This window comes from Paenibacillus violae, assembly GCF_032461945.1.
Classification (GTDB): Bacteria; Bacillota; Bacilli; order Paenibacillales; family NBRC-103111; genus Paenibacillus_E; species Paenibacillus_E violae.
Genome location: NZ_JAWCUD010000012.1, coordinates 17,425 through 30,940, shown reverse-complemented (window position 1 = coordinate 30,940; position 13,516 = coordinate 17,425). Strand labels below are relative to the sequence as shown.

General features: G+C 49.5%; 9 protein-coding genes. 5 read left to right on the top strand and 4 right to left on the bottom strand.

All coding sequences use genetic code 11. The features are described 5' to 3' along the window. Positions 1 to 226 precede the first annotated feature (226 nt). From RQP52_RS28010 to RQP52_RS27995, 4 genes are all read right to left on the bottom strand, one after another. Positions 227 to 352, bottom strand: coding sequence for a DUF6254 family protein (locus RQP52_RS28010; RefSeq protein ID WP_220138883.1), 126 nt, complete (start codon positions 350 to 352; stop codon positions 227 to 229). Between the two features lie 121 nt (positions 353 to 473). Beyond that, positions 474 to 5,024 carry a glutamate synthase-related protein gene (locus tag RQP52_RS28005; protein ID WP_315954908.1) on the bottom strand — a complete coding sequence of 1,517 codons (4,551 nt, stop codon included), beginning with the start codon at positions 5,022 to 5,024 and terminating at the stop codon, positions 474 to 476. 623 nt (positions 5,025 to 5,647) lie between these two features. Continuing rightward, complete coding sequence (locus RQP52_RS28000; RefSeq protein ID WP_315954907.1) at positions 5,648 to 6,994, bottom strand: glutamate-1-semialdehyde 2,1-aminomutase; 1,347 nt, start codon at positions 6,992 to 6,994, stop codon at positions 5,648 to 5,650. A gap of 254 nt (positions 6,995 to 7,248) precedes the next feature. Then, positions 7,249 to 8,286 (bottom strand): LCP family protein, encoded by a 1,038-nt coding sequence (locus RQP52_RS27995; protein WP_315954906.1) that lies wholly within the window; start codon positions 8,284 to 8,286, stop codon positions 7,249 to 7,251. A gap of 206 nt (positions 8,287 to 8,492) precedes the next feature. On the opposite strand from RQP52_RS27995, the gene RQP52_RS27990 reads away from it, so the two are divergent. From RQP52_RS27990 to RQP52_RS27970, 5 genes are all read left to right on the top strand, one after another. Continuing rightward, the gene (locus RQP52_RS27990; RefSeq protein WP_315954905.1) at positions 8,493 to 9,548 is read left to right on the top strand and encodes an ABC transporter ATP-binding protein; all 1,056 of its coding nucleotides are present in this window, start codon (positions 8,493 to 8,495) and stop codon (positions 9,546 to 9,548) included. Then, a complete protein-coding gene (locus RQP52_RS27985) occupies positions 9,541 to 10,335 on the top strand; it encodes an ABC transporter permease (protein WP_315954904.1) in 795 nt (264 codons plus the stop codon). The genes RQP52_RS27990 and RQP52_RS27985 overlap by 8 nt, the downstream gene beginning before the upstream one ends. A gap of 3 nt (positions 10,336 to 10,338) precedes the next feature. Next, positions 10,339 to 11,127: an ABC transporter permease gene (locus RQP52_RS27980; RefSeq protein WP_315954903.1), complete on the top strand. Its 789-nt coding sequence runs from the start codon at positions 10,339 to 10,341 to the stop codon at positions 11,125 to 11,127. Positions 11,128 to 11,264: 137 nt separating this feature from the next. Continuing rightward, positions 11,265 to 12,563: a phytoene desaturase family protein gene (locus tag RQP52_RS27975; protein WP_315954902.1), complete on the top strand. Its 1,299-nt coding sequence runs from the start codon at positions 11,265 to 11,267 to the stop codon at positions 12,561 to 12,563. 27 nt (positions 12,564 to 12,590) lie between these two features. After that, complete coding sequence (locus RQP52_RS27970) at positions 12,591 to 13,505, top strand: RNA polymerase sigma-70 factor (RefSeq protein WP_315954901.1); 915 nt, start codon at positions 12,591 to 12,593, stop codon at positions 13,503 to 13,505. Positions 13,506 to 13,516: the final 11 nt, after the last annotated feature.

Below are 13,516 nucleotides of genomic sequence, written 5' to 3'. Positions count from 1 at the left end.
GAGTTGACTTGGTGAGCTCCTGAGTGAGAGGGATAGTGTTTATAGCGGCCCTTAAGATTGTGAGTAGAACTGTGGTGCTCCCTGAGCGAAGAAAAGGGGTAACGCCAATAGCCACCACGAGCCGCGAGCCAGCAAACTCAAAGAACCCGGTACCGCACATTTTAGGATGCGCGGTAACCGGGTTGCTTTGAGTTGGTCCCTCTTTGGACGTTGGAGGGGGCTTGCGTTACTTGCTGCGTTCCGCGTCGTACTCACTGGCGAATTCGGCCAGAGACTTCACCTTACCATGTGGATGTCTAGCTTGTTTGCGGCTTTTCCATGCAGCTTCTTCGCGGCGTTTCGATTGGCTCATAGCAAAAAACCTCCTATGGTATGCGGATGGGTGTTGCACTTATAACGTGTGAATTGTACGGTTCTTTTATACAGAAAAAAGCTCCACAAGACCTCGAAGGTCCTGTGGAGCTTTTATTTATCTATTCCGTAGCAACGGATTGGTCAGCTTGCATGTTGACCGGGGAGATACGGATGAAGTTTGCTTCTAGATTGCTTAGCAGACTGTCGATTTTGGCTGCGGCATCCGTTTGACCGGAGTTAGCAAGCTCTGTACGGTAAGCTGTAAGCAATTCAGTGAGATCTTTGATGCTTTGTACGCCAACTGGCTCAATTTTAACTTTTGCGCCTTTGGCAATACGACGTTCGATAGCTGCTTGGTCTAGACCCATTTCCGGTACGAGACGTTGGTAGATTACTCCACCTGTCATCCCTGCACAAATCCATGGACCCGGATCGCCCATAACAACGGCACGGCCGTTTGTCATGTATTCGAACGCAAAGCCTTTGAGGTTCGCACGAGCGGCAAGTCCGCCGAGCTCATCTCGTAGAGGCGTCGTGATTTCGCCGCCGAATACAACGTCTGCACCGGAGAAACGGATACATGCACGTGTATCTGCGCTGCCTTGAATCAAGAACAAGCCTTTTTGTGCGCCGTAACCGAACGATTTACCAACGCTACCGTTGATGAACGTGTTGTTTTTGCCAAGTGACTTCACGATGGCTACTTTACCACCGAACGCCATTTTACCCAGACCATCCTCGGCACCACCTTGAACGGTAATGTCAACGCCGCGGGCATTGAAGGCACCTAAGCCGTTACCTGGAACCGAACCGTCAACGAGGTTCAGAGCGATAGCAGGCAGTTCATCGTAGCTGCCGTCGAAACGGTCTCTTACGCGATGGCTGGAATAACGAGTTCCGATAATACGGGACTCCGCATCCACTTTGGACCAGTTGCGAACGATTGGAGCGTCAAACGCCAAGGATTCAGGGAAGAATTCCAGACCTTCTGCACCAGCCGCGATACGGATATCAGAGGATACTGCTGCTTCTTCCATAGCTCTTTCAGCATCAGAAACGAACTGAAGTGGAGCAGGGCGAAGAATGTCAGACAGATCAATGCGATCCAAGTGGCTGATTTGCTCAAGCAGGTCAGAACGGCCTACCAGGTCTTGCAAGCTAGTGAATCCGAGGGAAGCAACAACTTCACGTACTTCTTCGCCAATACCGCCAAACAGACGAACCAAGCTGTCAACAGCAACGTCAAATTGACGAGGAACGAAACGGCGAAGACCTTTTTCCTCAGCTTCTTCCATGGAATCGATTTGCGTTGCGATACCAACGTGGCAAGTGTCCAAGTGACAGCCGCGGCATGTTGTACAACCGATCGATTGCATAGCGATACTACCAAATCCGGCACGGTTAGCACCGAGCATAACCATTTTAACAACGTCAGCGCCTGATTTCAGACCGCCATCGGACCACAGCTCTACGCGGTGACGAAGACCAGCTTCGATCAAAGCCACGTGGGCAAGTTTAGTACCGATTTCTGTAGGAAGACCAACGTGTGTCAAGGAGTGAATACGAGCCGCACCTGTACCGCCGTCAAAACCGGAAAGGGTAATAACGTCAGCGCCTGCTTTGGCAACACCCACCGCAATTGTACCGATACCTGGTACGACTGGGATTTTTACGATAATTTTCGCTTTGCGACCGCTAGCTTCTTTCAACTCGGAAATGATTTGAGCCAAATCTTCGATCGAATAAATATCATGGTTATTCGAAGGGGAGATCAGGTCAGAGCCGATTGTTGCATTACGAGCTGCTGCGATTTTAGCTGTAACTTTGGAGCCTGGCAAGTGACCGCCTTCACCCGGTTTAGCACCTTGACCGATTTTGATCTCAAGGAATGCAACCGCGTTAGCCAGTTCAACGTTAACTCCGAAACGTCCGGATGCCACTTGTGCACCGCGCGTTTTTTTGTAGCGGCCAAGCATATCTTTAATTTCTCCGCCCTCGCCGTTCATGGTTACCATGTTCAGGCGTTCGCCGGCTTCAGCGTAGGCACGGAAAGCTGTTTCGTTCTGTGAACCGAAGGACATGGAGGAAATCAGCATCGGCAAGGAATGACCGCCAATGGAGATATCAACCTTCGATGGATCAAGCGCTTTGCGGCCTTCTCCAAGTGCTTTCTCGACATTGAATCCAGCAATGTGACGAATGGAGATCGGGTTTTTCTTCTCTTCTTCATGCAGTTTGTCACGGTAGTCGCCGTAAGAAGCGGCTCCTGATGCAGCATCGCCTAGCGCTTTCCACATACGTTGGAAGAAACGGAAGTTTTTCGCCGCTTTTGCTTTCGGATTGGTGAAATCGTTGTAACGAGCTTCTGCTTCAGCTTCGAGCTGTGCAAAGCCAGTTCCGCCTTTTTCACTACCCAGGTAATTCACGATATCAAGCACCTCAGCCACTTCCGGGTGGAAGCCGATGGAGGAGAAGAAACGTGTATAACCGCGAAGCTCATGCGTTCCGATCGTGGAGATCACTTTTTCCAGACCTTTCGTAAGAGCTCCATAAACTTTACGTGCTGCTGCCGCGTTGCCTTCTTTATCAGAAGCAGTGGAGAACAACAGGTAAGGTGAGATCACGTCGGCACCAAGACCACAAGCTACCGCGATATCATGCAGGTTACGAATCGCTGCGGAACGAAGCACCAATGTCACGTGACGGCGCAGGTTGTCGCCGAAAGTAAGTTTTTCTGCACGAAGTGCGATATCGATTTTGGATACAGCTAAGTGAGGCTCAAGCCACAAACGATCGTTTTGGTGAGCTTCTGAATCGTCAAGAATAATAAGTGCAGCGCCAGCGCGAGCAGCAGCGATAGCGTCAGCAGCCAAAGCATCCAAACCAGCTCCAAGAGATGTTCCTCTTGCAAAAGTCGTGGAAAGCACGGCTACAGCATTTTCACCTTGTGCACGGAACAAAGCAACCAATTGCTCATAGGAAGGTTGAGACAGATGCTCTTCGCTATCTACACCGTTCGTACCTTCCAGTACAAGCGGAGCTAGAAGCTCAAGGCGAAGATTGCTATCAACCTGAGAGTAAACCGGTGTACGCGAACCTGCAATCACACGAGTCGAGAAATGCTCCATTTCACGGTCACGGTCAATCGCCGGGTTCGTAACAACTGCAACGCTCTCTTTAATGAAGTCAGGCACGTTTTGACGTTCCCATGCAATAGCAGCATGAGGGGAATCGTGGCCTAGGGAGCGGATTGGCTCAGCGCCAGTTTCGGACATTGTTTCGATATAAGAAATACCGTCGCGATCCCAACCAAACGCACTGTACAATTGATCCGTTGCTACAACATTTTCGTTGAGCTCGGCTTGAGTGTCTGTTTTGGCAGGGTTCAGATATTTACGAAGTCCGTTAATGTTCAAACGTTTGCTTGCACGTTCATAGACAAGGGACTGTACTTCATGGTAAGGAATGACTTGAACATGTTCACCTGGTGTAAGCACAACGCCGACTTTCTCACCTGGCGCGATAGGCTTCGGATCAGCAACCATGTCGCCAACCGTGATAACGCCTTGCTCCGAGGAGAAGTACAGGGAAGATTCGCTTTCAACCATCCAAACAGGACGTAAACCAAGCGCATCCACGCTGAAAATACATTCGTTGCCGTAACGGGAAACGATACCTGCAGGACCTTGAGCGAAGTGGCCCCAAACTTGACGGAAGTAAACATAAAGATCTTGAAGTTCCGGACGGAATTGTTTCATTTCATTAATAATAGGAGGGAAAACCATTTCCATGGCTTCGAAAAGTGATAATCCAAAGCGGTGAATGAACGTTTCAATCGTTCTGTTCATGTCTTGGGAGTCGGAACCACCGCTAACGAGCGGAACGCCAACCATATCTGCTTCAAGACGAAGTTTCTTAACGGTGTTAATTTCACCATTATGCCCCAATAGGGAGAATGGTTGAACGCGGAAGAAGCTGGACAGTGTGTTCGTGGAATAACGGTTATGACCAATTGTAACTTGGGAAGCGAAAAGCGGATCACGTGTGTCGTTAAAATATTTCGGAAGAATGCTTGCTGCGCCCAACACTTTGTAAGCGGAAGTTACATTGCTTAATGTTGCAACGTGAACGTTGTAGCGGTCTTCAATCGCGATATGCAGTTCAAAAAGGTGATCTGCCACTTGACCTTCTGTTTTGTTGCTGATTGCAGCGATTTGCCAGAATGTAGGCTCATCGTTTAATCCGTTAGGACCAAGAACGTTGCTATCTACTTGGTTTTCTTGCTCGAGAATGATGGACACATCGTGGGAAGCAAATAGCTCACGGATGCCATTCTGAATCTCGGTAACGGTCAGGTCAAGTTTGCGCGGAACAAAGATATGTCCAACAGAAAAACGGTTATCATAAGCAAGTTTGCCGTCTAGACCCGCATCTGTTAATTTCTTTTCCCAAAGAGCGCGTGGAATGTCAGTTAAAATACCGCAACCGTCGCCTTCACCGTTAATAAATCCTGAGCGATGTTCCATTTTTACAAGGGCATCAATCGTTTTTTGGATGTTTTCACGGGTAGGATGACCGTTCTTTTCAATAATACAAATAATACCGCAGCTGTCATGTTCGGTTCCTAGTAGATCTTGAAAACGGCCTTCATTACGCATAATTTCATTCATTGCTCAGGTCAGTCGCCTGACCGTCACCTCCCCTATATATTTAACTCCTCTTTCACTACTTTGCTTGCATTTTGGCATTAATGAGCCCGCAACTCTTAGCATTTTCAATGGATGACCGGAAACCGATCAAAAACGAAATATGCGAGATTTTGAATAAAAATGCAATTTAACTGAATAGCATGCCAATTTCGAGGAAATGGCTCCCTTGAAATCAGTCAAGAATCGACCCGTCATAAAGTAAGGCATCACACACAAAAAACGAACGTGAATTTGTAAATCATGCCTAACTTTCTAGGAAAATACTGCGAAAACAAGACTTTTCGTTAAAAGGGTAAAAGTAATCTTAGAATAGCACGAAAATGTTCATCCGACAATAGTTGCAGAGCGAAAACAAAAATGTAAGCGTTACCTTTCGTGTATAATGGTGAATAAAGGTAATTTTTTTAATGCTTGGCTCCCTCTTAAAATACGAACGAACTATGTTCTTGTTAGGAACATAGTTCGTTTCTGGGACATGTTAGCAGATATGGATAGCAGAAAATACCTTGTGCGCCGGGCCATGATTTGATGTTTTTTTATACGCAATCGTAGTAATTGTGTGTATTTTCGAAAAAATTTAAACCTTAGCGAGTTTTCATTATTTTAAAAGCGTGATCCACGGCATCCAGGGTCTGGGCGATGTCATCTTCCGTATGGGCAATGGTTGTGAACCATGCTTCGTACTTCGAAGGAGCGAGGTTGATGCCTTGCTCCAGCATAAGCCGGAAGAAGTCCGCGAAGCGTTCACCGTCCGTATCCTGCGCTTCGTCATAGTTGGTGACGGGATGATCGCAGAAGTGGGTGGAGAATGCGCCGCCGATACGGTTCAGCGTCAAGGCGATGCCGTGTCTCGCTGCGGATTCCACGATGCCGCCTGCAAGCGTCGCGCCAAGCTGCTCGAGCTTGGTGTACACATCTGCCTGCTGAAGCACCTCCAAGCAGGCGATGCCGGCCGAGATGGAGGCGGGGTTCCCCGCCATCGTGCCGGCTTGATACGCAGGTCCGAGTGGAGCGACCTGCTCCATCACGGCCTTGCGGCCCCCATAGGCTCCGATCGGCAGTCCGCCGCCGATCACTTTGCCGAGGGCCGTAAGGTCTGGCTCGACGGCGGCGAAGCGCGCCGCCGCCTCGGCTGTGCCGCCCTCCACGAGAGGGAGGCCGGGATAGGTCTGTGCCGCTCCATAGTGGAAGCGGAACGCCGTGATGACCTCGTCGTAGATGACGAGGGCCCCGTATTTGCGAGCAGCTGCGCAGAGCTGCTCGAGGTAGCCGGCATGGGGCATGACCATGCCGAAGTTGCCGACGATGGGCTCCACCATCACCGCGGCAATCTCTCCGCTCCATCGCGCGAGCGCGGCTTCCAATGCCGGAATGTCGTTGAACGGCACGGTGATGACCTCTTGCGCGATGCTCGCAGGTACGCCGGCGCTGTCCGGCGTGCCGAGCGTGGACGGCCCGGAACCGGCCGCCACAAGCACTAGATCGGAGTGGCCGTGGTAGCACCCGGCAAACTTAATGATTTTGGTGCGCCCGGTGAAGGCGCGCGCCACGCGGATCGTCGTCATCACGGCCTCTGTGCCGGAGTTGACGAAGCGCACTTTGTCCAGCGAAGGAATCGCGGACTTCAGCATTCTTGCGAACTCGATCTCGAGTTCGGTCGGGGTGCCGTACAGCGTGCCGTTCTGTGCGGCGCGGCAAATCGCTTCGGTCACGTGCGGATGCGCGTGACCGGTAATGATAGGGCCGTAGGCGGCGAGGTAGTCAATGAAGCGATTCCCGTCTACATCCCAGAAGTGTGCGCCTTGCGCACGCTTCATGAAGACGGGGGCGCCGCCGCCGACGGCTTTGAATGAGCGGGAAGGGGAGTTGACCCCGCCCACGATGTGCTGCAGTGCTTCTTGGTATAATTGCTCGGAGTTTTTGCGATTCATAAGAAGTAATCATTCCTTTATTAAGTAGTATGTATTTTGGACGGTAACTAACGGACCGGGAGTCGTTATTCCATAGCGGCCCTAGAGTCCGTTACAGACGAATCGAGCCCTTACTGATCTCATAAAAAGCCCCTACCTGAGGGGCTAAAGCCCTGTACCAAGTAGAGGCGTGTTAATCTTCAGTCGCTTGCTTTGCCGTTTTATTTTCGTAAGCCTTCAGCCGCTCACTTTATTCCTCGCAAGCCTTCAGTTGCTTACTTCGCCGTTGTTTTCACGGAATTCTTCGGTGTTGGTGATGGCGACGGTTTGGTTGGACCTGTGTCTGCGTCCGCCTTGCCTGCAAATAAGTCCTTCACATACTGCTGCAGCTTATCTTTGTTTGCCGTAATGACGGCAGCTCCCCGGACGTTTTTCTCGACGAGCATATCGGTCGGCGGCAGCTGAGAGGAGACGATGCCATCAGCTTTGGCTTCAAAGCCTAGAGAAGCGAGCTTCAGCATATCCGTCACGCTTAGATTCGTATCAATGTAAGGATCCATTGCGTTCAAAATCTTGGGCAGCTTAATGAGAGATGACGTCGTTTGCATTTTTTGCGCAACCGCCGTCAGGAATTTCCGCTGACGTTCTGTACGTGAGAAATCCGATAATGCGTCGTGCCGGAAGCGTACATACTGCAGGGCAGTTTTGCCATCGAGATGCTGTAGCCCTTTTTTCAAATTAATATCGTAGACATGGTCATCTTCCGAGTCGGTATATTTCATATCCTTTTCGACGTCGATATCGATACCGCCTACGGCATCAACGAGAGCGATGAACCCTTTGAAATCGGTATAGACATAGTACTGAACCGGGATGCCGAGCAAGTCGCTGACAGTTTTCATTGCCAAGTTCGGACCGCCTGTCGTAATCGCTGTATTGATGCGGTCTTCGCCTTCGCCAGGGATTTTCACATATGTATCACGAAGAATCGAGAAGAGGTGAGCCTTCTTGGTTACCGGATCAATCGATGCGAGCATAATACTGTCGGACCGAGGCAATTCATTCTTCACCATGCCGCGGGAATCTCCGCCTAAGAGTAGAATGTTAACCCGATTCTTACCTTCCCATTTGGGAGGGGTGTATTTCTCACCCTTGTCTTTGACTGCTTGGGCTATAAGGGGGGTGCTGCCTTTCGGTGCATCCGGTTTATTGGAAATATTTTGCGCAAAATGATAAAAGGAATAAGAGTAATAACCAGCCACCATTATCAGGAGTAAGCCGATCAGGAGCAGGGTTCGTTTAATAATTCTCATGGTTCTGCGCTCCTTTCTAAGGTAGGGATAATCTGTACTTTTTTTTCTTACAGAATTCATGTATCATGAGTTTGTTGCCGTTGTTGTACATTTTATCTTTATGATCCATATTATAGATGCTACGAAACTTCGATAGCAAGTTACGGCGAATTTTGCCGTTATATGTAGCCAAGTGTAGCCGAGTCTACCTAGACAGGGGGAAGTTCATGTTAGCCATTGATGTAGAAATGCTTCGCAAAGAATTTCAAGTTCAACAGAGCCGCGGGGGCTTAAAGGGCGCCTTCCAAGATTTATTCCATAGAGAGTACAAACATGTTACAGCCGTGAAGGACATTAGCTTTCAAATTCCAAAGGGCGAAATTTGCGGATATATCGGTGAAAATGGCGCCGGTAAATCAACCACGATCAAAATGCTGACCGGCATCCTCGTACCGACCTCCGGACATATCAAGGTCAATGGTTTCGTTCCATTTAAAGAGCGTGAGAAGTTCGTAGCCGAGATAGGCGTCGTGTTCGGCCAACGCAGTCAACTTTGGTGGGATATCGGCGTTGTGGAATCCTTTCAATTGTTGAAAAAGGTATACCGTGTCTCTGAAGCCGACTACAAAAAGCGCCTCGACGAACTTGTCGACCGCCTGCAACTAGCTGATTTACTATCACGACCTGTCCGTAAATTGAGTCTGGGGCAGCGGATGCGCTGTGAGCTTGCCGCTTCGTTGATTCATAATCCGGCGATTCTCTTCTTAGACGAGCCAACCATCGGTTTGGATATCGTCGTGAAAACAGAGATTCGAGAATTCTTGAAATCACTCAATCAGCGCTATGAGACAACAATCCTGCTGACTACGCACGATTTGCAGGATATTGAGGCGCTTTGCTCGCGTGTTATTATGCTCGATGACGGCCGGATTATTTATGACGGCGGCCTGGAAGAGCTGAAAGCCAAGTGGGGCAAAGGCAAGGAAGTCGTGCTCCAGTTCGAGCATCCGATCACGCTGCCACGTCTGCAAGAGCTGACGAGGGGATTGGATGTGGCGTGGCAGCTTGAGAATGAATTGTCCGCCAAGGTGTTCATTCCTTACGAGCGTGCGAACGTATCTGAAGTGCTAAGCCGCGTGGTCGGCGTTGTGCAGATTCAAGATATCAAAATCAACGAAACCAACACGGATGACATCGTTCGAGAAATATATAAAGCAGGTTCAGCGGATGTGAAACGTCCAGAGGAAACCAAGCAGCCAGAGGGAGCCTTCACACATGCTTAGTGCTTATCTGGAAGTTATTCGCATGCGATTTCTTATGATGCTTGCTTACCGGGTGAACTACTACAGCGGCATTTTGATTTATGCACTCAATATTGGCTCCTATTATTTTGTTTATAAAGCCATATATGGCGGGCAAGAGATGATTGGCGGCCTGACACTGGGCCAGATGACGACGTATGTCGCGGTTTCCTGGATGGGGCGCGCCTTTTACTTCAATAACTTGGACCGGGAAATTGCCAATGAAATTCGAGACGGCAGCGTGGCGATTCAATTCATTCGGCCGTATAATTATGTATTTGTGAAAATGATGCAAGGACTCGGTGAAGGCGTCTTCCGTTTGCTGCTGTTTACAACGCCGGGCATGATTTTCATCTGGCTGTTACTGCCGATTCAATTTCCTAGTGATCCAGGCCTATGGGTGATCTACTTTGTGATGTTGTTTTTCAGTTTCCTAATTAATACGCAGCTTAATATTATTACCGGGTTGTTTGCTTTCTTCCTTGAAAATAACGAAGGCCTAATGCGCATGAAGCGCGTTGCGGTCGATTTATTCTCAGGGCTAATTATTCCGATCTCCTTTTTCCCGGGGTGGTCCAAGTCCATTCTAGAGTGGCTTCCGTTTCAAGCCATTACGTACTTGCCGAGCGCCGTGTTCACAGGGAAAATTACTGGTTCGGCTATTTATCAAAATCTTGGCGTACAGGTTCTGTGGTTTTTGCTGCTGCTCGTTCCCATGGTTGCTCTCTGGGTCAAATCCAAAACGCGTTTATTCGTGCAGGGGGGTTAACACATGACATTCTATATCTCCCTAGTTGCTGAGTATCTGAAAAATTACATGAAAACCCGCCTCACCTACCGATCTGACTTCTGGATTGATGTGATTTCCGATTTGATGTTCAATGGGCTCAATTTATTCTTCATTCTCGTCGTTTTTCTGCAAACGCAATCGCTTGGCGGCTGGAATCAAGAACAAATTTTGTTCATTTACGGCTATTTTATGATCCCCTATGGCATATTCATCACTTTTTTTAATCTGTGGGGCTTCAGTGAACGATATATTGTTAAAGGGGAAATGGATCGTATCCTCACCCGTCCAGCTTATAACTTATGGCAATTGATGCTGGAGAATCTCAGTCCATCATCTTTGTTTAGTGCGTTGGCAGGGTTAATTGTTATGATCTACTCTTGGGTCAAGCTAGGGCTTCCGTTCCATTGGCATGATCCGCTGATTTTTATCCTGATGGTTGTGGGCTCGATTCTGATCTATGCTGGCGTGTACATCTCGCTGACGGCGCTTGGTTTTTACTCGGATGCGCCAACCGGCATTCTGCCGCTGATTTGGAATATCCAGAACTACGGGCGTTATCCGGCCACGATTTACAATAAGCTGCTTCGCAGCATTTTGACGTGGATATTGCCGTTTGCGTTCGTTGGCTTCTATCCTGCGGCGTATTTCATTGATCCAGCGAACTGGAAGTGGTTCGCGCTGCTGACGCCGGTGATGGGCGTGATTTTCTGCTTTATTGGTATTACGGTTTGGAATATTGGCGTGAAACGGTACCGCGGTGCGGGATCTTAATGCTTAAACCTCCAACTCTGCGTATGCGGGTTGGAGGTTTTTTTGCGCTGCACTGGCCCAACTTCACGCCCTTCTGTCACAAAATGCAAACCTCATTCGCCATATGTACTGAAAAGACAAAACGGAGGCGATAGAGCATGACGGAGTTGCATAAACTGGGGCAATACGATACAGCTGTAATAGGTGGTGGCTTGGCCGGCCTAATCGCGGCGATCGAATTAGCAAAAGGCGGTCAATCGGTAATTATTTTGGAAAAAGCGGCACGCTTGGGAGGCCGGGCGATGACGAATAAGAAGAACGGCGCCTTCTTCAATCTAGGCGGGCATGCCATATACCGTGCCGGTCAGGCGTACGCGATTTTGACGGAGCTGGGAGTGCGCCTACACGGAGGGAGTCCGTCCTCCAAGATCATGGCGTTGTGGAACAACCAAATCGTCCCTATGCCTGCGAATCTGACCAACATGCTGACTTCGAAGCTGCTGACATGGTCGGGTAAAATGCAGCTCATTCAGTTCGTGATGAAGCTTACTAAATTGGACGCAAGCCGCATCCCTGACAGGAGCTTAAGAGACTGGGCGGAGGCGGAAATTTCGGATCCGATGGTCCGTCACGTCTTTTACTCGCTATGCCGAACGGCTACTTATGCGCAGGATACCGACTTTCAGCTGGCGGGACCGGTGCTAGCGCAATTGCAGCGTGCGTTAAAAGGTGTTCTTTACCTCCATGGCGGCTGGCAAACGATCGTGGATCAGCTTAGAGAACTAGCTGTCAAAGCGGGTGTGCAAATTGTAAGCGGCAAAGATGTCAAAGAAATTGTGCTTGAAAATGGCAGGGTTCAAAAACTATTGCTAGCCGGCGCCGAGTATATCCAAGCCGCTAATGTCATCAGCACCGCCTCACCGTCTGAAACTTATAAGCTGGTGAGTGATGCGGCTGACCGTACCATACTCAAGCAGTGGAAAGATCAAGCTCGTCCGTCCATGGCGGCATGCTTGGATCTTGGCTTGAGAAAATTGCCAGAAGGCGGGCGAGACGTTGCCATGGGCCTTGATCAACCGATTTTCTTCTCTCACCATACATTGAACACCCAGTTGAGCGACAACGGAACCTTGGTTGTGCATTTGGTGAAGTACAACGGCCCGGGAGAGAGTGATCCGAAGGCCGACGAGCGCTTGCTCACCGAAGCTATGAATACCCTTCATCCAGGCTGGGAAGATCAGGTCGTGGCACGGCAGTTCCTGCCGAATATCACGGTTGTCCACGATACGCTGCATCGCGGAAGGGCGAGCCGGTTCACAGGGCCGGCCGTTGAGGGAGTCCGCGGCCTCTATGTGGCCGGAGACTGGGTCACGCACGGCGAAATGCTCGCCGATGCTTCAGCGGCAAGTGCCAAGCGGGCGGCGGCCGCTATTTTAAAGAGCTATGTGATGGCGTAAAATGGAAATAAGCAGGAGGTGTAGACGATGGAGAATGCCAGGGATGCCGAACAGATATACACGGTGTATAAACCGCTTTTGTTTGCATTAGCTTATCGGATGCTGGGGAGTGTCATGGATGCGGAGGATGTCGTCCAAGAAACTTTTCTATATTTTAATGAGAAAAATCCTCAGGGCATTCAGAATCCTAAAGCTTATCTATGCAAAATGGTAACCAACCGCTGTATCGACAAGCTGCGTTCCGCAAGCAAAAAACGCGAAGTTTATGTAGGCCCATGGCTGCCGGAGCCACTTGTGGCGGCGGAGAACCAGGGCGATCTGCCAGAACTATTTTATACGCAAAAAGAGTCGTTATCCACAGCGTACCTATTTCTGCTGCAGCAGCTTTCCTGGGTAGAGCGGGCGGTATTCGTATTAAGGGAAGTGCTGCAATACGACTATGAGGAAATTGCTGAAATTGTTGATAAAAGCAGCGTGAACTGCCGGCAAATTTTCCGCAGAGCCAAAAGTTCGATCAGTACCTTAGCCAGTCAGGACGCCGAGGATGTTGTACGACCAAAGCAGCCAGTGGAGGATCAGGCTAACGCTATCGTGGAGCAATTCGTTCATGCTTTAGCTTCCGGTAATATGGCTCAGTTGCTGAACATTGTCAAAACAGAGGCTGTCCTATATTCGGACGGTGGGGGCAAAGTCAGAGCGGCTATACGACCTATTGAGGGTGCCGAACGCATTGCCATGTTTTTATTTGGGGTACTGTCCAAAGTTCCGAGTGGCTTTAGCTTTAAAATGGCGACCGTAAATGGACAATTGGGCGTTGTATCCTATCAGGATAGACAGCCGAACAATGTGATGACTTTCCATGTTGCAGATGGTCAGGTAGCGGCTGTCTATTTGGTTGCGAACCCTGATAAGCTGAGGCATGTAGCGGAGATGGGTGTTTAGGAAGTTAAATC

What these genes read in the sequence shown, in the direction of transcription:
- RQP52_RS27975 (WP_315954902.1), top strand. Translation starts at nt 11,265, where the DNA reads ATGACGGAGTTGCATAAACTGGGGCAATACGATACAGCTGTAATAGGT.
- RQP52_RS27995 (WP_315954906.1), bottom strand. Translation starts at nt 8,286, where the DNA reads ATGAGAATTATTAAACGAACCCTGCTCCTGATCGGCTTACTCCTGATA.
- RQP52_RS27985 (WP_315954904.1), top strand. Translation starts at nt 9,541, where the DNA reads ATGCTTAGTGCTTATCTGGAAGTTATTCGCATGCGATTTCTTATGATG.
- RQP52_RS28000 (WP_315954907.1), bottom strand. Translation starts at nt 6,994, where the DNA reads ATGAATCGCAAAAACTCCGAGCAATTATACCAAGAAGCACTGCAGCAC.
- RQP52_RS28010 (WP_220138883.1), bottom strand. Translation starts at nt 352, where the DNA reads ATGAGCCAATCGAAACGCCGCGAAGAAGCTGCATGGAAAAGCCGCAAA.
- RQP52_RS28005 (WP_315954908.1), bottom strand. Translation starts at nt 5,024, where the DNA reads ATGAATGAAATTATGCGTAATGAAGGCCGTTTTCAAGATCTACTAGGA.
- RQP52_RS27970 (WP_315954901.1), top strand. Translation starts at nt 12,591, where the DNA reads ATGGAGAATGCCAGGGATGCCGAACAGATATACACGGTGTATAAACCG.
- RQP52_RS27980 (WP_315954903.1), top strand. Translation starts at nt 10,339, where the DNA reads ATGACATTCTATATCTCCCTAGTTGCTGAGTATCTGAAAAATTACATG.
- RQP52_RS27990 (WP_315954905.1), top strand. Translation starts at nt 8,493, where the DNA reads ATGTTAGCCATTGATGTAGAAATGCTTCGCAAAGAATTTCAAGTTCAA.